This window comes from Mesobacillus subterraneus, from assembly GCF_003937825.1.
GTDB lineage: Bacteria > Bacillota > Bacilli > Bacillales > Cytobacillaceae > Mesobacillus > Mesobacillus subterraneus.
On sequence record NZ_RSFW01000010.1, the window covers coordinates 180,394 to 204,038 of the forward strand.

General features: G+C 45.8%; 20 protein-coding genes and 1 other annotated feature. Of the genes, 5 read left to right on the plus strand and 15 right to left on the minus strand.

All coding sequences use genetic code 11. From position 1 onward, the window contains the following. Positions 1-186: 186 nt before the first annotated feature. The 4 genes from pulA to thpR form a co-directional block, all read right to left on the minus strand. Positions 187-2,334, minus strand: a complete 2,148-nt coding sequence (gene pulA, locus EJA10_RS08315; protein ID WP_125479550.1) for a type I pullulanase — start codon at positions 2,332-2,334, stop codon at positions 187-189. Then, the gene (locus tag EJA10_RS08320; RefSeq protein WP_125479551.1) at positions 2,321-3,298 is read right to left on the minus strand and encodes a diacylglycerol/lipid kinase family protein; all 978 of its coding nucleotides are present in this window, start codon (positions 3,296-3,298) and stop codon (positions 2,321-2,323) included. Before EJA10_RS08320 ends, pulA begins: the two co-directional genes overlap by 14 nt. A 133-nt stretch (positions 3,299-3,431) precedes the next feature. After that, complete coding sequence (locus EJA10_RS08325) at positions 3,432-4,403, minus strand: NERD domain-containing protein (RefSeq protein WP_125479552.1); 972 nt, start codon at positions 4,401-4,403, stop codon at positions 3,432-3,434. A gap of 33 nt (positions 4,404-4,436) precedes the next feature. Next, positions 4,437-5,018: an RNA 2',3'-cyclic phosphodiesterase gene (gene thpR, locus EJA10_RS08330; protein ID WP_125479553.1), complete on the minus strand. Its 582-nt coding sequence runs from the start codon at positions 5,016-5,018 to the stop codon at positions 4,437-4,439. A gap of 219 nt (positions 5,019-5,237) precedes the next feature. Between thpR and cysK the strand changes: the two genes are divergently transcribed. Then, positions 5,238-6,173 carry a cysteine synthase A gene (cysK, locus tag EJA10_RS08335; RefSeq protein WP_125479554.1) on the plus strand — a complete coding sequence of 312 codons (936 nt, stop codon included), beginning with the start codon at positions 5,238-5,240 and terminating at the stop codon, positions 6,171-6,173. Between the two features lie 86 nt (positions 6,174-6,259). On the opposite strand, the gene speD is transcribed toward cysK, so the two are convergent. The 3 genes from speD to pepV all read right to left on the minus strand — a co-directional run bounded on the left by speD (position 6,260) and on the right by pepV (position 9,580). Continuing rightward, on the minus strand, positions 6,260-7,102 hold the full coding sequence (gene speD / locus EJA10_RS08340) for an adenosylmethionine decarboxylase (protein ID WP_125479555.1): 843 nt from the start codon (positions 7,100-7,102) through the stop codon (positions 6,260-6,262). Positions 7,103-7,283: 181 nt separating this feature from the next. Next, positions 7,284-8,138 carry a D-amino-acid transaminase gene (gene dat, locus EJA10_RS08345; protein ID WP_125479556.1) on the minus strand — a complete coding sequence of 285 codons (855 nt, stop codon included), beginning with the start codon at positions 8,136-8,138 and terminating at the stop codon, positions 7,284-7,286. A gap of 26 nt (positions 8,139-8,164) precedes the next feature. Then, complete coding sequence (gene pepV, locus EJA10_RS08350) at positions 8,165-9,580, minus strand: dipeptidase PepV (RefSeq protein ID WP_125479557.1); 1,416 nt, start codon at positions 9,578-9,580, stop codon at positions 8,165-8,167. A 478-nt stretch (positions 9,581-10,058) separates the two neighbouring features. Between pepV and EJA10_RS08355 the strand changes: the two genes are divergently transcribed. After that, positions 10,059-10,280, plus strand: a complete 222-nt coding sequence (locus EJA10_RS08355; protein ID WP_125479558.1) for a DeoR family transcriptional regulator — start codon at positions 10,059-10,061, stop codon at positions 10,278-10,280. A gap of 421 nt (positions 10,281-10,701) precedes the next feature. On the opposite strand, the gene EJA10_RS08360 is transcribed toward EJA10_RS08355, so the two are convergent. Next, a complete protein-coding gene (locus EJA10_RS08360) occupies positions 10,702-11,418 on the minus strand; it encodes a pseudouridine synthase (protein ID WP_125479559.1) in 717 nt (238 codons plus the stop codon). A gap of 103 nt (positions 11,419-11,521) precedes the next feature. Between EJA10_RS08360 and EJA10_RS08365 the strand changes: the two genes are divergently transcribed. Continuing rightward, complete coding sequence (locus tag EJA10_RS08365) at positions 11,522-11,770, plus strand: hypothetical protein (RefSeq protein ID WP_125479560.1); 249 nt, start codon at positions 11,522-11,524, stop codon at positions 11,768-11,770. A 40-nt stretch (positions 11,771-11,810) separates the two neighbouring features. Here the strand turns inward: EJA10_RS08365 and EJA10_RS08370 are convergent, their stop codons facing one another. Further along, positions 11,811-13,439 carry a putative polysaccharide biosynthesis protein gene (locus tag EJA10_RS08370; RefSeq protein ID WP_125479561.1) on the minus strand — a complete coding sequence of 543 codons (1,629 nt, stop codon included), beginning with the start codon at positions 13,437-13,439 and terminating at the stop codon, positions 11,811-11,813. A gap of 293 nt (positions 13,440-13,732) precedes the next feature. Between EJA10_RS08370 and EJA10_RS08375 the strand changes: the two genes are divergently transcribed. Next, complete coding sequence (locus EJA10_RS08375; protein ID WP_125479659.1) at positions 13,733-15,001, plus strand: BaiN/RdsA family NAD(P)/FAD-dependent oxidoreductase; 1,269 nt, start codon at positions 13,733-13,735, stop codon at positions 14,999-15,001. 109 nt (positions 15,002-15,110) lie between these two features. Here the strand turns inward: EJA10_RS08375 and EJA10_RS08380 are convergent, their stop codons facing one another. From EJA10_RS08380 to glcD, 5 genes are all read right to left on the minus strand, one after another. Beyond that, positions 15,111-15,296 carry a sporulation protein Cse60 gene (locus EJA10_RS08380; RefSeq protein WP_125479562.1) on the minus strand — a complete coding sequence of 62 codons (186 nt, stop codon included), beginning with the start codon at positions 15,294-15,296 and terminating at the stop codon, positions 15,111-15,113. 57 nt (positions 15,297-15,353) lie between these two features. Then, a complete protein-coding gene (locus tag EJA10_RS08385; protein WP_125479563.1) occupies positions 15,354-15,665 on the minus strand; it encodes a rhodanese-like domain-containing protein in 312 nt (103 codons plus the stop codon). A gap of 156 nt (positions 15,666-15,821) precedes the next feature. Continuing rightward, positions 15,822-18,236, minus strand: coding sequence for a leucine--tRNA ligase (gene leuS, locus EJA10_RS08390; protein WP_125479564.1), 2,415 nt, complete (start codon positions 18,234-18,236; stop codon positions 15,822-15,824). 76 nt (positions 18,237-18,312) lie between these two features. Beyond that, positions 18,313-18,532, minus strand: a binding site (T-box leader). Positions 18,533-18,703: 171 nt separating this feature from the next. Beyond that, positions 18,704-20,035 carry a (Fe-S)-binding protein gene (locus tag EJA10_RS08395; protein ID WP_125479565.1) on the minus strand — a complete coding sequence of 444 codons (1,332 nt, stop codon included), beginning with the start codon at positions 20,033-20,035 and terminating at the stop codon, positions 18,704-18,706. Next, on the minus strand, positions 20,032-21,444 hold the full coding sequence (gene glcD / locus EJA10_RS08400; RefSeq protein ID WP_125479566.1) for a glycolate oxidase subunit GlcD: 1,413 nt from the start codon (positions 21,442-21,444) through the stop codon (positions 20,032-20,034). Before glcD ends, EJA10_RS08395 begins: the two co-directional genes overlap by 4 nt. A gap of 511 nt (positions 21,445-21,955) precedes the next feature. Here glcD and EJA10_RS08405 point away from each other — a divergent pair. After that, positions 21,956-22,684, plus strand: coding sequence for a FadR/GntR family transcriptional regulator (locus EJA10_RS08405; protein WP_125479567.1), 729 nt, complete (start codon positions 21,956-21,958; stop codon positions 22,682-22,684). Between the two features lie 173 nt (positions 22,685-22,857). Here the strand turns inward: EJA10_RS08405 and EJA10_RS08410 are convergent, their stop codons facing one another. Continuing rightward, positions 22,858-23,634 (minus strand): 3-hydroxybutyrate dehydrogenase, encoded by a 777-nt coding sequence (locus tag EJA10_RS08410; RefSeq protein WP_125479660.1) that lies wholly within the window; start codon positions 23,632-23,634, stop codon positions 22,858-22,860. Positions 23,635-23,645 lie beyond the last annotated feature (11 nt).

The following is a 23,645-nucleotide window of genomic DNA, read 5'->3' on the forward strand; positions in this document are numbered from 1 at the left end:
AACCGGAAATGTATCTATAAATTATCAATCCACTGTTGTTCATATGATTGGAAATAAAAAGACAGCTATTGATAGAAAAAGACATACAATAGCTATCTTATAAATTTTATCCCCTAGAGCCTTGGTACGTCAACCCCATGAGCCTCAATTTAATATTGTGAAAAAGTTATCAAATCAAGGATCTTATCAAATTGCCGCAACAAGCAAGGAGCAGGGCTCCAGCAGCACCTTATCCCCTTCTATATGGCGAAAAGGCTTTGGTGATGCTTTTTCATTGTCTGCAAGGATGTTCCACCTCGCATGTTCCGTGAAGTCAGCCAGCTTCTGTTCCATGGATGGATTGATGAGCACGATTATTTTTTCCCAATCCCCCTCGCCAGGTGACATGAGCTTGAGTCCAATCAATGGTGCCGGCAATGGTAAGAAGGACATTTGCTCACGGATTTTTTCACTGTCAGGAAGCCGGAAAGCTTTGTTTCCTACGCGGATACCGATGAGCCCTTTTATATATTCTACATTTTCAAGATTGTCATCTCGCAAATCCCAATCCAGCCAATTGATTTCATCTGGCGATCGGTAACTGTTGCCAACCCCGTTTTTAGTCCGGAAAAATTCCTGGCCGCTATGGAGGAACGGAATTCCCTGGGCCAGCAGCACCATGGCAGTTGCCAGCCGGTGCTGCTTTTTTAAAATAGCCTCATCGTGGTCAGGTGAACAGATTTTCAGCTTATCCCATAGAGTATGGTTATCGTGTGATTCAATGTAATTCACAGATTGCACTGGCTGCAGAAATAGGCCATTTTTCCGCTTGGCGATTCCAATGCTGCCAGCCATAACCTGTTTGGCTGCTTCAAGATAGCGCTCATTGCCTATAGCATACCCTTTATCATAAATATTGAAGGTGCTTCCCTTGATCGAATCACGGAACCAGTCATTGAACTGGCCTATATCTGGAAGCTTTGCCTGATTGGCGATATTCGCTTTCTGATCGGGCGGGAGCGGCGTATTGAGGTCCCATCCCTCCCCGATGATCAGAATGTTTCTATTTACCGTATCAACTGCCTTCCTGACAGCATTCATCGTTTCGACGTCGAGGATCCCCATCAAATCAAAGCGGAATCCATCAAGGTGATATTCCTTCAGCCAATACAGCACAGAATCGATGATATACTTCCTAGCCATCAGCCGCTCAGACGCAATATCATTCCCGACTCCTGTTCCATTGGATGGAAGCCCATGCTCATTATGGCGGAAGTAATAACCCGGGACGATTTTTTCAAAAGGCGAAGTCTCACGGATGTACACGTGATTGTAGACGACATCCATGATCACACCCAAACCCTCCCTGTGAACAGCGGTAATGAGCTGTTTAAGCTCCTGTATACGATTGTATGGATCTTCCGGGTCAGTAGCATAACTGCCATCCGGTGTATTGTAATGGACAGGGTTATAGCCCCAGTTGTAGGTGCTGTGACGATCCAGTTCATCGACGCCCTCAAAGTCATGGAAGGGGAGGAACTCGACATGCGTGATTCCCAGGCTCTTGATATAGGAAAGCCCTGTCTCTATTCCTTTGGCGCTTTTGGTTCCCCTTTCAGCTCCGCCGAGGTATGTTCCTTTCCTGGTTGCACCGCTGTTCGGGTGGCTCATTAAATCCCTGATGTGGACTTCGTATATGATGGCATCCACTGGATTTTCCAGTGAGGGCGATTCAGCAATAGAAGTTTTTGTTTTAGCCGGATCGATCACGACTCCGTATTCTCCGTTTACCGTTAAAGCGGTTGCATAAGGATCGACAGCTTCCCGCCATTCAAGGTTGATGCACAGCAGAAACGAGTAACGGTAAAGTTCAAGATCGCGGTCGACCTCGATGCTCCAAACCCCTTTATCCAAACGCTTCATGCTAATCAGTTCGTGGCTGGCTTCACTGGATTGAAAAAGCTTCAATTTCACTTTTGCAGCAGTAGGAGCCCACAATTTGAAAATAGTTTTGCCTTGTGAATAACTTGCTCCCAGGTCTTCGCCGCCATAAAAATATTCTTCATCGAATTCGTCTGTTCGAATGACTGCACCGATTTGCAGATCCGTTTCCCCGCCATGTTCATCTGTGACAGAATAAGATTTCCCTATTTCAGGCCTGACACTTGAAAAACAAATATATTTCACAGCATGCTCAAGGAACACTTTCTCCTGGATTGCCAGCGGCAGATTAACACCTTCTCCTTTTAGACGGAATTCATTTGATGTTCCTTCAAAATAAGAATATGGAAGCAGGACGGTAATCAACTTCACCTGGTCGAGGTAGGCGTTAAATTTCCGTTCAATGGCAATCATTTATATTCAACTCCTCGGTATGCCCTGTATTAGTTTTTCCTGATATAATTCTTAAAGTTTTGGGACATGCCTGGATTCTGACAGGGGTGTGGCCGATTGCTTCCCCGTCCGCATGGGCGAGCACTTCAACCGGTGAAGTAATGGTAATCGACCTGCCTGTGAATTGCTCCACTTCCCTGAACCTTGTATGCTTTCCCCAAAAGACACTGATGAAAATAAGCAGCAGCTTCCATCTCGACAGGTCATGGACGACTGTGACATCAAGAAGGCCGTCATCCGGCAAGGCGTCCGGAGCAATCTTCATGCCGCCTCCGTAGTATGGCTGGTTGGATACAGTAACGAACCAGGCAGAGTCATAGCGGAACTCTTTGCCGTCAACGTGGATGTCAATCGGGATGCTGCGGTATGTGAGCAGCTTCTTCACCAATATATACACATAGACAAGCCTGCCAAGCGAAAGCTTGTTCAGGAACCGTTTCATATTCGATTCATTGGACTCCTTTGCCACAGCGGCGTCGAACCCTACACCCATATTATTCATGAAATAGGTTTCCTGTAATTCATTATGCTGAATTTTTCCGATATCAATCTCCGAGGCACGTTTTTTTTGTTGGATCAATAAACGCAGGGCATCACCGGAATTCTTCGGAATGCCGAACCCTCTGGAAAAATCATTGCCAGAGCCGCCGGGAATGAATCCAACTGTTACATTCGGAAAAAGCGCAGTACCATTGACCACTTCATGCAGGGTGCCGTCTCCGCCAACTGCAGCAATCAGAGCCGATGAGCCATCTGCCTTTCTGGCAAGCGCCTCAGCCAGCTCCTTCGCATGTCCTGGATATTCCGTGAAGAAAGCTAGATAAGTGACGCCACTGCCCCTCAGCTCACCCTCTATGTTTCTCCAAATCTTCCGGCAGCTCCCATTTTTCGCAAGGGGATTGACGATAAAATAGACCTTCTCCATATGATCAACCTTTATTTTTAAATTGAGGTTCTATATACTACTCATCGGCTTAATGGACCTCGTGCTGAAGAGATTTTACTTTTCAATTCCGCCCCATTGTACAAATGACATTTTGATGACAAAAGAATCTCACCTATTGTCCATCTCCCGGGCTGTTTTCCCATTCCAACCTTCGGACTGAAGTTGTCTGGCAAAATTGCAGGAGAACCTGTGCCGCTTTTAATTGCATATGCTTCAATGGGGATTTCATTCCTCTGAGGGACATGAACCAGTCTTCAAAACTGCGTTTTTCGATGAACTGCACGCCATATGGCCGCATCGGGTAGTCAATGAATCCACTCCGGCTGATCAGCAATTTTTGCACCGGCAGTTCGACTCCATCCATGTCAAAAAGAGTTTTGACGATTTTCTCTGTTCTGTTGAGCGCAATCAGCGGGTTGAGGATTTTTGTTTCTCTATCTTTCGTCTTCTTTGTCCAGAAGCGCTCCTTTGAGCCAACAAAAACAGCGTCTTCTTCCGCTTCAATAAATGAAATGCATATCGCAGAGGCAGGTGTGATCAAGATCAGTTCTGCTTCTACCGGTGCTTTTTTCAGTAAAAAAATAGGCTTATATAAAACGAGGAATGTATCCGGGAAGCGCTGGAGCAAAAACTTCAGGGTTGGATCTTTAGTGTACTCCTTTGCTACGAAAGACCTTTCCGTCAATGTGGAGCTGGCCCATTTGAGCTGAAATGGAAACAGCTCGTCAAGGAAATGCTTTTTCAGCGCATCTTCCGTCTTGATATGACTGATTGAATGGAACGAACGTGGATCCATAAATGGTTCCTGGTCGTCAGCACTTACAGGTGTATGTTCCTGAACAGGATCACTTTGCTGCTCTTCCGGCTGACGGACGATGTGCTTGAGCTTTTGGAAAAGCGTACTTGGCTGTTTGTCACCCTGTTGTTCCATAACATTTTGAAATGATTCCACAGGACCTGTCTCCCATTTCTCCTTCAGGCCTTCCCACTGCTTTTTCTTGAGGCGGACATACCTTGAAGGATAGAGATAGATGTCCTGGGCATAGCGCGATACATAGTCTTGAAGTTTAATTAGTTGTGCCATAGATTGACCTGCCTTTATTCCTGTTTCCCTTTCCTAACAAGGACGGGAAGTGAGCGGGATTGGTGTGATTGGTTCGTATTTTGGACTTTTCCCCAGATGGGTCTTGTACAAAACAACCCTTTCTGCATGGAAAAGGATTTTTTCTCTTTTGAAGGGATTAACAGCCTCAAGCTTTTCACTCGTAAACGACTGCTCTCCTGTCCATTTTCGTGCCATGGTGATATGAGGGCTGAACGGGCGTGTTTCCAGTGTGAAGCCAGCAGCAATGCATGCGGAGAAGACATCCTTCCTTAGTTCACTCAGTTCCGGAGACTCTTCCAGGCCCGCCCAAAATATTCTCGGGGCATCCTTCTTGCCGAAAATGCCTAAATGGTCGATCGTCATTTGGAAGGAGCCGTGCTTCGTAAGTGCTTCTTCCATCAGCAGATTGGAATGCTCGATTTTTTCCGTTGGTGCATTTCCAAGAAAAGCGAGCGTGATATGTAAATCCTGTGGATGAACCCATGTCTTGAACGGCATTTCCTCCTCCAAGCTGCTGATTGTTCCACCTAGCCTTTCTTTCACCTGTGCTGGCAATTCCAATGCATAGAAATAATGTGCATGCTGCTCCGCCACCTTAATACACCCTTTCTCATCCACTTGAATTTATTGTAGCAAATGCATTCCCTTTTTGGCAGAAATTCCTTTTGAGCATTTTAATCCCTACAAGTTGATAGGAATAGTTCTTTTTTATATGATAAAAAGAAGCTAACGTTATTTTAAGTTGCCTGTAATCATTTATTCCCGTAAATGGAAATACTAAAGCAACTGGACCAGTAGCAAGGAGGCAATGAAATGAAGGTAGTAAACAATATCGCTTCATTAATTGGAGATACACCGCTGATCAAATTAAATAGGATGTCGCCAGAAGGCGGCGCATCCGTTTATCTGAAGCTTGAATACTTCAATCCAAGCAAAAGCGTAAAGGACCGGGCAGCTTACAATATGATTGTGACTGCTGAAAAAGAAGGCAAGCTGAAGCCAGGCTCGACAATCATTGAGCCGACAAGCGGAAACACCGGGATCGGCCTCGCAATGAATGCCGCAGCAAGAGGATATAAAGCAATTCTGGTCATGCCTGATACGATGACAATCGAGCGGATCAACCTGCTAAAGGCTTATGGAGCCGAAGTCGTGCTGACCCCTGGCGATGACAAAATGCCTGGCGCGATCAAGAAGGCCGAAGAGCTGTTAAAAGAAATTCCTGACAGCTTCATGCCGATGCAGTTTGAAAACGAATCGAATCCTGATGCCCATAGAAAAACAACGGCAAAAGAGATTATTGAAGCCATGAAGGAACTGAACAAACCTCTAAGCGCCTTCGTTGCGACAGCAGGAACAGGCGGCACCATCACTGGTACTGGTGAAGCTCTAAAAGAGGAATTCACTGATCTCGCCGTGCACGTGGTTGAGCCAGCCGGATCTCCTGTCCTTTCAGGCGGGAAGCCAGGAAAGCATAAGCTCGTGGGCACGAGCCCAGGGTTCATCCCAGAGATCCTCAATCAGGATGTGTATGAAGAAATCCACAAAATCGAGGATGAAGACGCATACGAATCAGCACGAAGACTGGCAAAAGAGGAAGGTATCCTCGTCGGCCCTTCATCAGGGGCTGCTTGTTTTGCCGCCATTAATGTTGCCAAACAGCTAAAGCCTGAAGAAGTAGTCATCTGCATTGCCTGCGACACAGGAGAAAGATATTTATCCAGTGATCTATTCAGTTTTGAAGATTAAACGAAGTGGAACCCGCCATTATGGCGGGTTTTTTCCTTTACCAGTAAAAAAGGCAAATGGCCCGGAGACCATCCACCTTCGCTTACCTAATCTTCTGCTTCTTCATCTTCAAAAATCGTTCCGGAGTGGAGCGTCATGCCCGAGACGATTTCTTCCATTTCCGCCTGAAGGCTTTCGGTGATTTCTTCGCGCTCTTCAGGTGATAACGCATCCTTGGTGTAGCCAAAGAGATAGTTATTCAAATCAAACTCCCTCAGCTTGCACTTGGTATGGAAGATGTTTTCCTGATAGACATTGACATCGACCATATCGAATTGACTTTTCACAGACTCAGGGATGTAGTTTTGGATTGAGCTGATATCATGGTCGATGAATAGCTTGTTTCCATCCTTGTCTCTCGTGAAGCCTCTTACCTTGTAATCGATGGTCATTACATCCGTTTCGAAGGAATGGATCAAATAATTCAGCGCCTTAAGCGGCGAGATTTCCCCGCACGTCGATACATCGATATCCGCCCTGAATGTACTGATTCCCTCATCCGGATGGAATTCCGGGTACGTATGGACAGTGATATGGCTTTTGTCAAGCTGTAAAACAACATTATCAGGCAGCGGGCCTGGCGATTCATCATACGCTTCTTCAGGCACCTCGACGACGGGCCCCTCGGATACAAGGATGGTCACGCTCGCTCCCTGCGGGACATAATCCTGCTTGGCCACATTGAGGACATGCGCGCCAATGATATCGGAGACATGGGTCAGGATTTTCGTCAGCCGGTCAGCATTATACTGCTCATCAATATAGTCAAGATAAGCTTCACGCTCTTCTTTTGTCTTCGTATAACAGATGTCATACATGTTAAAACTCAAGGATTTCGTCAGGTTATTGAATCCATGCAATTCAATATGCTGTTCAGGTGTGAATTTCATTTATGTTCCCCCTGTTCGTTTTCAGCCATGCTTTGTCTAGTTTTGAACAAAAGCAGTATCCTGTTGATTTAAATATTTTTATGATACCCATTCCTGTTAAGAAAAAACAAAGAGGCCCGAGATTATCGAAGGAACGGAAAATATAAAAAAAACCTGCAGCATCTAAACTGCAGGTTAAATCTTATAGTTTGCCGCATCGGCGTTCGATTTCTGCTTTGAACAGAGCTTGAAGCTTTCTTGTCACCGCTCCCGGTTCTCCGTTTCCGACTGGTTTGCCATCTACTTCGACGACTGGCATGACTTCGACTGTCGTACCTGAAGAAAAGACTTCATCAGCCGCCGATAGTTCATCAAGGGTAAAAGCTCTTTCTTCAAGAGGAATCTGCTCGTTCCGGCAAATCTCCAGCACTTTTTGGCGGGTGATTCCATTAAGGATGAAGTTATCTGCCGGGTGTGTGAGGATCACGCCGTCCTTGATAATGGAGATGTTGGAATGGCTTCCTTCGGTCACTTTTTCACCCCGATGCAGGATGGCTTCAAAGCAGCCTGCCTCTGCCGCTTTTTGCTTGGACAGCAGATTCCCAAGCAGGTTCAAACTTTTGATGTCACAGCGGAGCCAGCGGATATCTTCATCAAGGATCGCCCTGACGCCTTTTTCCATCGATTCCTCCGGCCGAGGGACCTTCCTTGTGTAGGCAACAAAGGTTGGAGCAATATCCGCTCCAGGAAAGACATGGTTGCGCGGAGATGTACCTCTTGTGAATTGCATATAGACTGTTCCAGTTTCCAATTCATTTTTAGCGATCAGCTCTTCCATTTTCTCTTCCAGCTGTTCAGGACTGTATGGTAGCTGCATCCTGATTTTTTCCGCGCTTTCGACCAGGCGATTCAAATGCTCTTTTCCGGTGAACATTTTGCCATTGTAGACACGTATGACTTCATAGACACCATCGCCAAACTGATAGCCCCTGTCCTCGATATCAACTTTGGCCGTCGCCCTTTCGAGGATGCGGCCGTCGACAATTACATATTCCATCTCTTTCTCCTCCTGTTTCACTAAAATTACTTTGCCAGTTCATAAATGGCTTGCGCATAGATTGCAGTAGCCCTTAACAGGTCCTCAATTATCATGTATTCGTCCTTCTGATGTGCGATATCAGGCCGGCCCGGGAATAGCGGGCCAAATGCTACACCTGACTTCAATGACCTCGCGTATGTACCGCCGCCGATCGAAATCAATTCTGCTTTTTCACCTGTTTGTTCCTCATAGACCTTTTTCAAAGTCTGGATCAGGAAATCCTTTTCATCAACATGATGAGGGTTGGAGTTTGAAAAATTCTCAATAACAATCCCTTCTGCTTCCAAAAGTTCTTCCAGGATTGCCTTTGTTTTTTCCAGCTCTGTTGTAACTGGGTAACGCATGTTCAAACCAGCACGCCCTCCATTTTCAACAGAATAGGAGAGCTTGCCCACATTGATGGTCAAATCTCCTGTAATGTCATCGGCAAAAGCGATGCCGAGTTCCCTTCCGCGTGAATCCTTGCAGAGGTATTTCGCCACGAACTGGAAGAACTTTTCACTGTCCCCATCAAGATTAAGCTGAGAAAGGAAGCCTGCCATATGGAGACCGGCATTCTTTCCATTGTCCGGTTCCATTCCATGTGCCGACACACCTTCAAGCTCAAGGATCAGCTTTCCGCTTTCAACTACCGCACTACCATCAAGTTCATTCTGCTTCTTATAGTCCTCAAAGCGCTGCACGATATCTGTCTGTCCCTGTTCGACGACAAGGGCTGCCTTTGCAAAATCAGGCACCATGTTATACCTGCGTCCGGAGGAGAATTCAATTACCTCTGCATCGAATTCCTCTTTCTGATTGCCTGCCGGCTTATAGACCAAATCATAGTCAGCAATGCCTTTTTCCGCGTAAATGATCGGGAAGTCAGCATCCGGGGCGAATCCCATTGCAGGCATTTCTTCATGCTCAAAATAATGATCCACACAGCGCCAGTTGCTTTCTTCATCTGTACCAATGATCATCCTGACCCGCTTGTTCAAAGGCAAGCCCAGCTCTTTCACGATTTTCATTGCATAATATGCCGCCATGGTTGGCCCTTTGTCATCAATAGCTCCACGCGCAAAGATTTTCCCATCGCGAATTTCAGCTCCATAAGGATCGCTTGTCCAGCCATCTCCTTCTGGCACAACATCGACATGGCAAAGAACGCCGACGATTTCCTCTCCCTTCCCAAACTCAAGATGTCCAGCAAGATTGCCGACATTCTTGGAAGTGAAGCCATCCTTTTCCCCGAGTTGAAGCATAAATTCCAATGCTTCTTTTACACCTTCCCCAAGAGGTGCCTCAGCTGCAGCATTCTCCTCATCAAGAACACTTTTGATTTTCAGCAATTCCTGAGCATCCTTGATTAAGTCAGCCTCCCTTTTTTCAACTTCCTTCATCCAGTTAATTGAAGACATCCTTCCAAACCTCCCAATCCTATTTATATGTATTCAGCTTTTTTCCTATTAAAGAACACTTAAGCCCCGCAATGTTCTTATTGTACCTTAAATGTACAGTTGAAAACTTGAATTTTATTTTACTCCTTATAACCGCAGTCCGTAAACTCTGCTACCTTAGATATTTTCTCTTAATTTTCTAACATCTGTCATATTTAGCCTGTTTAGAACCATATCGTTAAGTATATAAACGACTTAGGAGGAGGTGCTCAATAACTAATTATTAATTTTTTATTAAAAACAGTGAATTGTCTGGAATTTTATTTTATTAAAGTGTAAAATAGTCCAAAAGGTAAGACATCTTATGACTACCTTTAAAAAATGGACGCAAAAGGAGCTGTCTGGAAAGAAGAAAACTACATACTTGAGGACTCGTCTTCAAACATGTGTCGGTTGCAGGAAATGACTAGGGGTTTAAAAAAGGATAGGGAGTGGTTGTTTGAAACCTTCGACTAACCGGATGATAAACCGCATCAAATCCATCTACATGTATATATGTCAGAACGGTACTGTCACAACTCAAGATCTTGTAGAGGAATTCGGAATTACTCCTCGAACCATCCAGAGGGATTTGAATGTCCTGGCTTATAACGACTTAGTGAAAAGTCCGAGCCGAGGTAAATGGACAACGACCCAGAAAAAGGTAAGAATGTCATCTTAAATCAAAAAGCGGAAGCCGAATTGCGCTTGTCCAAAACAATTTGATAAAATGAAAAAATCGCCAGAGGATTATCCTCGGCGATTTTTTTTATAATAAGAAAGTATAAATTTCACTTTGAGAATTGTCCAGCTCCAGTGCCTAGCCAGTTTTCATCACTGAGAGTGCCTCCTCGAGTATCTTGCGATAAGCGTTAGCTTTGAGCAGCTCGAGTCGCTTGTCTAGTTTCGCCTCCTAGAAACTCCGAAACTTCAACTCCCCCGGCAGAAGCAAAAAGCGCTTCTTTGTCGGAGTCTCCAGTTTCTGCGTTTCTGGGCAGTCGGCTATACATTTCGATTTCGGTCCGCCCAATGAAGTCGAAGGACGACTTCACTGGTCAGCCCTCCAGCGCTTGTCGGGGCTGACCAGGAAGCTTGCGCTTTTCTTATACTTCATATGTCTGGAGCATTTCGATTTCTTCGTCCGTGAGCTCCCGGTATTCCCCGAGCTCGAGCGTCTCATCCAGCTTTAGCGGCCCCATCGTGAGCCGTTTCAAATAGATGACTCTCTTACCGACTGCCTGGAACATCCTTTTTACCTGGTGGAACTTCCCTTCTGTGATTGTCAGCTCAATATCAGAGGTTAAGCCCGATTTCAGGATCACCAGTTCACCTGGTTTCGTTTCATACCCATCATCCAGTATGACGCCTTTTTTAAACGCTTCGATATCTTCCTCTGTCACTTCTCCCTCAATCACGGCAAAATACGTTTTAGGAACATGTTTCTTTGGCGATAAGAGCCTGTGGGAAAGCTGCCCATCATTCGTGATCAGCAGCAGGCCTTCTGTATCCTTATCGAGCCTTCCAACCGGGAATGGCTCAAATACCAAATCCTCCATCTCCAGCAGGTCAATCACCGTCTCGTCGTGATTGTCCTCGGTTGCTGAAATGACACCCGGCGGCTTGTTCATCATCAAATAGATAAATTCCCTGTAATGAATTTCTTCCCCATTCAGCATGATGAGATCGTTCTCGGGATTGACATGCTGTTTTGCATCCTTAACAATGGTTCCATTCACTTTAACAGACCCATCCTTTAAAAGTTTCTTGACATCTTTCCTGCTCCCATATCCCAGATTGGAAAGAACTTTATCGATTCTCATGGCGAAACCTCCTTTTACAATGGGCTCGTGCCCACTCCATATTCGAACTTTATACATAGACTACTATCATAGTTTACATTAGATCATGAGGAGATGACCTGAAATGAATTATCGTCAGCAAGGACAAGGCTTGTACATTCCGCTGCCTGGCATACCTGGCGGAGGCTTCCCTGGAGGAGGATTCCCTGGTGGTGGATTTCCCGGTGGTGGCGGCCAGTTTGACCGGAGGCTTGACCGCCTTGAACGGCAAATCCAAAGATTAGATAACCAGATGGAACGGCTTGAGCGCAGGGTCGACAGGATCGAACGCCGCCTCGGCTTCAGGCAGGAAGACCAGCAGTTTCATTATTAGTTAGCAAAAATGGCCTTCATGACAGAAGGCCATTTTCATATTATACCGGCAGCCTTAGCTTGCGCTTGATCTTGGTCACCCGGTCCCCAAAGAGCCTGTCCACCAGCTTCGTACGGAGTCCAAGGTAAAAGTACACCGCTGCGCCTACAAGTGCAGAAACTCCGATGATTAAAATTGACTGGAACTTTGCGGCAGGTGACAGGAATTGGACAAGCATTTCATAGAATGCCATCGTGACGCCTGCCATCAGGCCAGAGAAAATCAAGATCAAGAAAATTCTTCTTGTCACGAAGCCCATCGGATACTTTGCGAATTTCTTTATGACAAGCATGTTAATGACAATCGCCGCCGTATAGCCGAGGGCCGTTGATAGGACAGCACCCTGTGTTTCAAATAGCTTGATCAATGGGATGTTTAAGGTTAGCTTCACCAATAATCCCGTCAGCAAACTTAAAATCGTGAAACGCTGCTCGTTAATCCCCTGAAGGATGGCAGCCGTCACCGAGAATAGAGCGAATAGGATGGCTACTGGTGCGTAAGTCGTCAAGACCTCTGTACCAAGATCGTTGTGTGCATAGAAAACCGTGTACATTGGCTCGGATAGTATTGCGATTCCGATAGCAGCTGGCACTGTTAAGTACATTAACACCTGGAAGGTCTGATCAAGCTGCCGCCTCATTCCCTTGCGGTCGTTTTCCGTAAATGCCTTGGTGATACTTGGCACCAAAGTCAGAGAAAAAGCCGTAGCAAGAGAAACAGGAATGATGACCAGTTTATGAGACTGGAAATTCAACACAGAAAACGCAGAACTAGCTTCATTTGAACTAAATCCGATCGAAGTCATAGCCCTGGTAAAGGTCATCATATCAACGAATTGGAACAATGGATTCGCAATCCCGACGAAAACGAACGGTGCAGCATAGAGAAGAATTTCCTTGTAAATATCCTTTAAGGAAATGTCCATCGTCTTCTTATCTTCTTCGAGAAGTTTATCCAGGTGCGGCTTTCGCTTAAACCAATACCAGCCCAAAACTCCAAGGCTGCCCAGAGCGCCTATGAAGGCGGCAAAAGTGGCGACACTGACCGCTGTTACCATGTCTCCCTTCAGGACATTCAGGACGAAAAATGCACCAGCCAGCACGAAAACAATCCGGACAATTTGCTCAACAACCTGTGACACTGCAGAAGGTCCCATTGACTGATGTCCCTGGAAAAATCCGCGGATCAAGCTCATGAATGGGACAACGATCAGGGCAAAGCTAACTGCCCGAATAACAGTCGTCACATTTTCGGCCGTTATTTGCACATTTTCTTCTTTGCTGGTGTCCATCACAATATCAGCAAGACCAGGAGCTGTGATATACATGATCAGGAATGAAAGAATTCCTGTCGCCAGCATGACGACCACACCGGACTTAAACAGCTTCCTCCCGACCGCATACTCCTCGAGTGCATTGTATTTCGCTATAAATTTAGAAACAGCAAGCGGTACACCTGCCGTGGCAACACTTATGAAAATGGTATATGGGATGTAAGAATACGAATAAAGAGCCGTTCCATAATCTCCTACGATGGCAAAAAAGGGAATGACATAAAATAGCCCGAGCACTTTCGATAAGATCGTGCCAAGCGTCAGAATGAACGTCCCTCTCAATAGCTTTGATGACATAAGATCCCTACTTTTCAATCTATAAGTTAAAAAACAGATTACAAACTTGTATTTTACCACAAACAACAATGGACACTATGATAATTATCAATGATTGCAGAATTTGCTTGCGATTTTCAGAGCCTGCAGAAATCGCCTGCATTCCCTAGTTTACTCTTCTTTTTTTCGGACTGCCAGTTTTCCGGATAGTGATTTCGTTTAAAGATCTGGTTCCAGGGCAATGTTTTTATTATAAAGATGGATTATAATAAGAAAATGCATCAGAAACAGAGAATAGTAAAGTTGGTGAAATGATGAAATATGATGTGATCGTCCTTGGCGGCGGACCGTCTGGGCTGATGGCGGCAATTGCTGCTGGAGAACAGGGCGCGAAGGTGCTGCTGATCGACAAAGGAGACAAGCTCGGTCGCAAACTGGCCATCTCCGGCGGCGGACGCTGCAACGTGACCAATCGCCTTCCAGTGGATGAAATCATTAAACATATACCCGGAAACGGGCGGTTCCTATACAGCGCTTTTTCAATTTTTAGTAATGAAGATATTATTTCTTTTTTTGAAGCACTAGGAATCAAGCTTAAGGAAGAGGACCATGGCCGGATGTTCCCTGTCACCGACAAGGCCCAATCCGTTGTGGACGCCCTTTTAACAAAGCTTAAGGAGTTAAAGGTGGAAATCAAGACGAACAGTCCTGTTTCCGATGTCCATTACAGTGACGGTAAGGCTGAATCTGTAGAATTGAAAAATGGAGAACGTATATTTGCCGACAGCATCATCATTGGAGTCGGCGGAAAATCGGTCCCTCACACCGGATCGACCGGTGATGGTTACGCCTGGGCCGAAAAAGCGGGCCATACGATCACTGATCTGTTTCCGACAGAAGTGCCACTGACGTCCAATGAGCATTTCATTAAAGAAAAAACGCTTCAGGGACTTTCTTTACGAGCCGTTGCACTCAGTGTTCTCAATCCTAAAGGCAAAGCGCTCATCACCCATAAAATGGACATGATTTTTACTCATTTTGGCGTCAGCGGCCCGGCAGTCTTACGCTGCAGCCAGTTTGTCGTCAAAGCCATGAAAAAATGGAACCTGAAAGAGGTTGTCATGTCATTGGATGCCCTCCCCGACATGAAAGAAGAAGAGTTGTTCCAGGAGATCAATAATCTGATCAAAGCAGAACCTAAGAAAGCAGTGAAGAATCTGTTAAAGGGATTGCTTCCAGAACGCTACCTGATGTTCCTGTTGGAGCTCAATGAAATCGATTCCGCTATCCAGGGTGGTCAGCTTGGCCATGAAAAAATCAGAAGCTTTGCCAAATCGGTCAAGCAATTCGAATTCAAAGTGAACGGCACACTGCCACTTGATAAAGCATTCGTGACCGGAGGCGGCATTTCCGTCAAAGAAGTCGAGCCGCAAACCATGGCATCGAAAAAAGCAGCGGGCCTGTATTTTTGCGGCGAAATCCTTGATATCCACGGCTATACAGGCGGCTATAATATTACCTCCGCACTTGTCACCGGACGGCTTGCCGGTAAAAATGCAGCGGAATTTGCGTTGCGGTTATAACGAGAACTTGCCCTGTCCGTCATCCCGTCGATGACGGACACTTTTTCCCTTTTCCGCTGATTTCTGTCCTTCATATCCATGATAATAAAAACAGAGCCTGAAAAATCACTCAGGCTCTGTACACAATCATTGCTGAAAAACAGTAAATCTGTTCTTCTTCCTCTTCTTCAGGAACGACGGCTACATTGTATTTAATGTCGAGCAGCTTTTTTTCGTCCAGTTTCTCGAGAAACCTGTTCATTTCCTGTTCGAGGTCTTTTTCATGTTCGTGATCGAATACTCTGACCTGGATCAAGGCAAGTCTTCCTTCCTTTTTAGCATCCATTCTGGCCAGATTTTCTGAATTTTATAATTATGGGCGTTTTGTTTCTCCGCCCCAGCTCATCATGCCGCCCACCATGTTGCGGACTTTGTAGCCTTGCTCGTTCATGTAGTGGCAAACATTGCCGCTGCGAGCGCTTGAACGGCAGATGAAGATGTATTCCTTATCTTTGTCGAACTCGTTCATTCTTTCTGGGATTTCGCCCATTGGGATGTGCTTTGCTCCGGGAATCATGCCTGACTCAACTTCATCATGCTCACGCACATCGACCATTTCCAGCTTTTCGCCAGCTTCCAGCTTCTTTTGAAGCTCTTCAGTTGTGATTGTTTCAAAATTACTCATTATCATATCCTCCAAATTCGTGAAATTCATACTTTAATGTATTCCCCTATTTATTATATAAAAACTCTATCTATATTACAAAACATAAACCTAATGGGGTATACTGTTGTTTACCAAAAAAAAGGGCCGCCTGTCGACGACCCTTTCCATCAGTTCTTAGTTAGCAACGATATTAACGAGTTTCCCTGGTACTGCAATGACTTTGCGGATCGTTTTGCCGTCGATTTGTTCTTTGACAGCTACATCACCCATTGCGATTTGCTCCAGAGTTTCTCTGTTCGCATCAGCCGGCACCATCATTTTCGCTTTGATCTTACCATTAACCTGGACAACGATTTCCACTTCATCATCGACAAGCTTGGCTTCATCATACGCTGGCCATGCTGCATAAGTGATGGATTCGCTATGCCCAAGCTTTGCCCAAAGCTCTTCGGCGAAATGCGGCGTTATTGGCGCAAGCATCTTCACGAAGCCTTCTACGTACGTTTTAGGAAGCTCTTCTGCTTTGTATGCTTCGTTGATGAAGACCATCATTTGAGAAATCGCTGTGTTGAAGCGAAGTCCTTCATAGTCTTCGGTCACTTTTTTAACCGTTTGGTGGTAAACTTTCTCAAGGTTTCCGCTATCTGTATCCTTGATTTTCTCGGTCAAGCTGCCATTTTCGTTGACTAACAGGCGCCAGATGCGGTCAAGGAAGCGGCGTGAGCCATCAAGTCCGTTTGTGGACCAGGCAATGGATGCTTTAAGCGGTCCCATGAACATTTCATACAGGCGCAGCGTATCCGCTCCATGGCTTGCGACGATCTCATCCGGATTGACAACATTGCCTTTTGACTTACTCATTTTTTCATTATTTTCACCAAGGATCATGCCCTGGTTAAACAGCTTTTGGAATGGCTCTTTGGTGTGGACGACACCCACATCGTAAAGGACCTTATGCCAGAAGCGAGCGTAAAGCAAGTGCAGTACCGCGTGCTCGGCACCACCGATATAAATATCGACTGGAAGCCATTGCTTTAATTTTTCCTCATCTGCAAGTGCCTGGTCGTTCTTCGGATCAATGTAGCGCAGGTAGTACCAGCAGCTGCCTGCCCATTGCGGCATGGTGTTCGTTTCCCTGCGGCCTTTTTTGCCTGTATCAGGGTCAACGACATTCACCCAATCATCAATGATCGCAAGTGGTGATTCACCAGTACCAGAAGGTTTAATTTCCGTTGTTTTTGGAAGGACAAGCGGAAGTTGATCCTCAGGAACCGCTGACATAGTGCCATCTTCCCAGTGAATGATTGGAATTGGTTCACCCCAGTAGCGCTGGCGGCTGAACAGCCAGTCGCGAAGGCGGTAAGTAACCTTCTTCGTTCCGATGCCTTTTTCCTCAAGCCATGCAATCATTTTGCTGATCGCTTCTTCCTTGTTCATGCCGTTAAGGAAGTCGGAGTTGATGTGCTCGCCGTCGCCAGTGTAGGCTTCTTTTTCGATGTTTCCGCCTGCCACGACTTCTTTGATTTCCAAATCGAATTTTTTCGCAAACTCGTAGTCACGCTCGTCATGACCAGGTACTGCCATAATAGCCCCTGTGCCGTACGACGCTAGAACATAGTCCGCAATCCAGATTGGCATTTTTTCGCCATTTGCCGGGTTGATTGCGTAAGCGCCAGTGAAGACGCCTGTTTTGTCCTTTGCAAGGTCTGTACGCTCAAGGTCACTCTTGCTCTTGATTTCATCAATATATTTTTCGACGGCAGCCTTCTGTTCAGCTGTAGTGATTTTATCAACAAGCTGATGTTCTGGTGCAAGGACCGCATAAATTGCGCCGAAAAGTGTATCTGGACGAGTGGTGAAAACCGTGAATGTTCCCTCGTGTCCTTCGATGTTGAACGTAATTTCAGCACCTTCAGACCGGCCGATCCAGTTGCGCTGCATATCCTTCAGGCTTTCAGGCCAGTCAAGCAAATCCAGGTCTTCAAGAAGACGGTCTGCATATGCAGTGATTTTCAGCATCCACTGTCTCATCGGGCGGCGTTCGACCGGGTGGCCTCCGCGTTCGCTTTTCCCATCGATTACTTCTTCATTCGCTAAAACAGTTCCAAGTGCCGGGCACCAGTTAACCGCTACTTCGTCGATGTAGGCAAGGCCTTTTTCATAAAGCTTCAGGAAAATCCATTGCGTCCACTTGTAGTAGTCCGGATCAGTCGTGTTGACTTCGCGATCCCAATCGTAGGAAAAACCTAGTGCTTTGATCTGGCGGCGGAACGTATTGATATTCATCTCCGTGAACTCTGCTGGGTCATTCCCAGTATCAAGCGCATACTGCTCTGCTGGAAGGCCGAATGCATCCCAGCCCATTGGATGAAGGACGTTGAAGCCCTGCATTCTTTTCATGCGGGAAAGGATATCTGTCGCTGTGTAGCCTTCCGGGTGGCCAACGTGAAGGCCGGCACCAGATGGATACGGGAACATATCCAGCGCGTAGAACTTCTCTTTTCCCTTATCTTCCGTTGTTTTAAAGGTTTTGTTTTCTTCCCAATAAGCTTGCCATTTTTTCTCGATTTCCTGATGGTTGAAACTCATCGTCAATGTCCTCCTGATTTAGTTCATTTATTTTTAGCGGATGAATTTTTTGCAAATAAAAAACTCCCGCCCCTGTAAAAGGGACGAGAGGTATGTATGATCTCCCGCGGTACCACCCAAATTAGTGTGTAACACTCGCTTCATTCATCCTTAACGCGGAAAACGGCAAACGCTACATGTAAGTTTCACGTCTGCGACTCAAAGGCGAGTTCATGATGGGTCCCGTCTGGCTTGCACCAACCGCCAGCTCTCTTGCACAGGCTTTCACCACTACTGCTCCTTGTCGAAGTCTTTCGTTATGAATATAGAGTTATTGTAATAAAATTCCCCCGCATATGCAAGCGGGGATGGAATATTTGATGATAGTGCGTAGTATATGATTGTTTTGCCTGGTTGTGCAGGCTTCCCCATAACTCAATATGGGCAGAAAAATAGCCCGCCTGAGAATTCAGGTGGGCCATAGTTCGTTACTGATCCGTTCGTGTCGCTTCCAATAGCAGGTCGACAATGTGCACGCCTCTCATTTTTCCGGAGAGTCCCTCACGCTCAATTCCGAGTTTCATCTGAAGGAGACAGCCGGGATTTGCGGTTACGATTGTTGTTGCATGGGTGGCCTTTGCCTGAACCATCTTGGAATCGAGGAGCTGCATGGACATTTCACTCTCGACTATATTGTATATTCCTGCTGAACCACAGCAGCGGTCTGCATTCTGCATCTCCTGGTATTGAACCCCTTTGATGGACTGCAGCAATGTCCTCGGTGCTGAAGCTGTTTTCATGACATTACGTAGATGGCATGAATCCTGGTACGTAATGATTTGATTCGGCAGCTCGAGGTTCACTTTTTCATGAAAACCAACTTCGACCAATATTTGCGAGATATCCTTAATTTTATCGGCAAATGCCTGGGCCCTCTGCTTCCAATCGGTGTCGTCTTTGAGCAAATGATCGTAGTCGACTAAAAAAGCACCACAGCCCCCTGCATTGGTAATGATAAAATCGACACCAAGATCATCGAATGCCTTGATGTTTCGGCGGGCAAGTGCTTTCGCATCTTCTTTTTCACCACTATGCCCATGAAGCGCTCCGCAGCAGGCCTGATCTTTTGGGATGACAATTTCACAGCCCGCCAGCTGCAGTAGCTTCATCGTCGCATTGTTTGTTTCAAGGAACATGGTATCCATCAGGCAGCCGCTGAAGAATGCGACCTTATGAGTCTTTGTGCCAATTGGTTCAAGATGCTCAGGCCGATTTTTCATCTCCTTCATTGTCGGTACCTGTGGAAGAACCTTCTCCATCGTGGCGAGCGATTCAGGGAACAGCTTCATCACACCTGTTCCACGCGCCACTTTTTGCAGGCCAGAACGTTGATAGAAGCCAATCAGGCCAGTCAGTCCCCGCATCCTCTCCTGATGAGGGAAAAGTCCTTTGAAGACTGCATTCCTGACGACTTTTACTGGCATTGAAAACTTCTTGTTTTGATTGACAATATCCCGGGCATCTTCAAGAAGATGTCCATAATTCACCCCAGATGGGCAGACTGGTTCACATGCACGGCAGCCAAGGCACAGGTCAAGTGAGCGCTCAAAATCCTCATCTGGTTCAATTAGCCCATCGACGACCGCCTTCATTAAAGCAATCCGGCCCCGTGGTGAATGTGATTCCTGATAGCCCGATTCGATATAGGTAGGACATGTCGGCAGGCAGAACCCACAGCGCATGCAGTTCAATAGTTCATCCTGGTCCATCTTTTCCTGAAATTCTGTCTGGATTCTCTGCTGTTCCTGGATCGTTGTCATTTTGAAACCACCACCCGTTTTCTGCTATCCTTCGCGAATACCTTCCCAGGATTCATGATGTTGTTAGGGTCGAGGGCCATTTTTACTGCCTTCATAGCCGCAATTCCTGCTTCGCCTAATTTCAACTCGAGATACGGTGCTTTCATTACGCCGACGCCGTGCTCACCCGTAATCGTACCGCCGAATTCAATCGCCTTTTCAAAAATTTCGGCAAATGCCTTTTCAACTCTTTCCATTTCGTCATGATTCCGAGAATCCGTCGGACATGTAGGATGAAGATTCCCATCTCCTGCATGGCCAAAAGTACAAATATTCAAGTCATACTTATCCGCAATTTCATTGATTGCATTGACCATTCTCGCAATCTCTGACCTTGGAACAGTCGCATCCTCTAAAATAGTCGTCGGCGCTAACCTCGCCAGTGCGGACAATGCACTTCTGCGCGCAGTCCTCAGTGCTTCCGCCTCAGCTTCTGTTTGTGCCAGCTGCACAGACACTGCCTTTTCTTCTTTACAAACCTCAGCAATCCTCGCCATGTCACGCTCGACCACTTCAACAGGACCGTCCTGTTCAATCAATAACACGGCTTTAACATCTGTTGGAAGCCCAATCTTGGCAAAATCCTCCACAACCTTCAAGGTCGGCTGATCCAGGAATTCCAGCGTAGCCGGAATGATTTTGCTGGCGATAATCTTGGATACTGATTTAGCTGCTGCCTCAAGATCCTGATATAAAGCCAGCATTGTTTGTTTTGTCTCCGGCATTGGAATCAGCTTAAGAGTTGCTTCGGTAATGATGCCCAATGTCCCCTCCGAGCCAACCAGCAGCCTGGTAAAATCATATCCGGCAACATCCTTCGCCAATTTGCCTCCTGTGCGGATGATATCTCCGTTTGGCAGCACAGCCTCAAGCCCGATCACGTAATCCCTTGTCACTCCATACTTCAATCCACGGAGCCCGCCGGAATTTTCATTAATATTGCCTCCGATGGTTGATATTTTCATAGAGCTTGGGTCTGGTGGGTAAAACAGGCCTTTTGGCTCGACAGCTTGGATCAAATCAAGCGTCACAACCCCAGGCTGAACAGTAACGGTTAGATTCTCTTCATCGACCTCAAGGATCTTGTTCATGTGCTTAAATAGAAGGACGATTCCTCCTTCTGTCGGGCAAGTGCCTGCACACAGATTGGTTCCTGATCCTCTCGGGACAATCGGAATATTATATTCATTGCAGATCTTCACAATTTGCGAGATTTCCTGTTTATTCCGCGGACTTACAACTGCATCAGGCATTGACTGAAAGTTAGGTGTTGCATCATATGAATACACAAGCCTACCCGTTTTAGAGTCATCAAAATTTGCCGCAGTTACGATTGAGATCAATTTTTCTTTCACTGTATTCGGTAGCATAATAGTTCCCCCTTCGTTGGTAAAATAAAGCCAGGTATTGAGTCTAATAGTTTTTCTCGGTTCTTTAGGTAAACTTTGCTGTTTTCGCTGTTAAAAAGTAAAATACAGCTTCTTTTTTTAAAAGAGTAATAGAGCAGATTGAAGAGTGCTCTGAAGACAGATGTAATAATGATCACTTGGTATGTACGAGAAAATAACAATCACAAAATCAGCATGATAAGGATCTTAAGGGATAGCTGTTTTGCATGAATATCCAAGGTTTTTTACTAAAAACTATTCCTTGGAAAACGCAGATGGGTAATTGCTTTCAAAAAGGTTGTATGGTCATCTGATGACCATACATTAAATTATAGGATGTTCATTAGGAGAATTTCAATATATATTTACATTTAGTAAAATATTGTTGTGGGCAAGTATCGTTTCCAATAGGCTCTAAACGACGAAGATTTTAGTAGAGCTGAGAGAAACCTGTATAATGAGAGTCAAGAGAACGAAATTTGGAGGATTTACCTTGCAATACAATAAAATAAAACCTAAGAAGATCTATGAAGAAGTTGCCGAAGCAATCCATGATATGATCAGTTCAGGTCAATTGCAGCCAGGTGATAAACTGGATTCTGTCCAGCAGCTGGCGGAGAATTTCCAGGTGGGCCGCTCTGCGATCAGGGAAGCATTGACTGCATTGAGAGCAATAGGGCTCATTGAAATCAGGCAGGGCGAAGGAACCTATGTGAAACAGTTCCAGTCAGAGCAAATCAGCTTTCCGTTATCAACAGCCATCCTGATGAATGCTCAGGATACAGCACATCTGTTGGAAGTCAGGAAAATCCTTGAGGCAGGGACTGTTTTTTCTGCTGCAAACAAACGGACTGAAACCCAGCTTCAGACAATGAAAGAAGCGCTGGAGGAAATGAAAAGCGCTAATGGCGATGAGACGCTGGGCGAAAAGGCGGATTTGCAATTCCATATGGCCATTGCTGAAAGTTCGCATAATCCCTTATTAATCAGCTTGATGAACCATGTTTCAGCGTTGATGGCAGAAACGATGAAGGAAACCCGCAGGTTATGGCTTTACTCACAACAAACCACTACAGATCGCTTATACGATGAGCATTATGCGATATACGAGGCGATAAAAGAACAAAATGCTGCGGAAGCAAGAAGCTTGATGCTCAACCATATTGAGAATGTGGAAAGTATTCTCTATAAATATATGAACCAGACTAAACCATCAGAGTGATCACAACATTGCTCGACTTCCCGCTTGAATCATACCAGAATGAATCATTCTATTAGCCGTCATGTACTATGTTTAAAGTATGATGACAATGATCAGATACACCATCCAAGAAAAGACATCTAAAGATAAATGAGCCTGCTCCGAATAGGAAGCAGGCTCATTTTTTGTTTAGATTATTGAATCGTATAGCCGCCGTCAATGACCGCTGCCTGGCCGGTGATTCCTTTTGCGGCGTCGCTGGCTAGGAAGAGTACATAGTCGGCGATTTCCTCGACGGCGAGCAGGCGTTTTTGCGGCACCAGCGGAAAAATCACTTCTTCCAGTACTTTTTCAAGCGGGACATTCCGGGTTTCTGCCAGGCTGGAAAGCTGGTTGCGTACCAATGGTGTGTCGACATAGCCCGGACAGACTGCGTTCACGGTGATGCCATGTTCAGCTGTTTCGAGGGCAGCTACCTTCGTCAGTCCAATTACTCCGTGCTTAGCACTGTTATAGGCCGCTTTCCCGGCAAAGCCAACTAGCCCGTTAATGGATGCCATGTTGATGACTCTGCCCGTGCCTTGCTTTTTCATCACTGGCAGAACATGTTTCAAGGCAACAAATGGTGCTGTCAGCATCACCTTGATCAGCAGTTCGAATTTTTCCGTTGGGAAGTCTTCGATCATGGATACATATTGAAGGCCGGCATTGTTGATGAGGACGTCGATACGGCCAAATTGCTCCAGGCAGTTTGCAACGGCTTTTTCTATGTCCTTTTCATTCGTTACATCGCATTTAAATCCTGCGGCATCATAACCTGATTCACGAAGGGTTGATGCTGCTTTTTCAACAGCATCCTCCTGTAAATCAGTTAAAAATACCTTGCCGCCGTGTTCAGCAAAGAATTTGCCAATTTCATAGCCGATTCCCTGGGCGGCGCCTGTAATCAATAAAACTTTGTCTTTAACCATCATGAAACTCC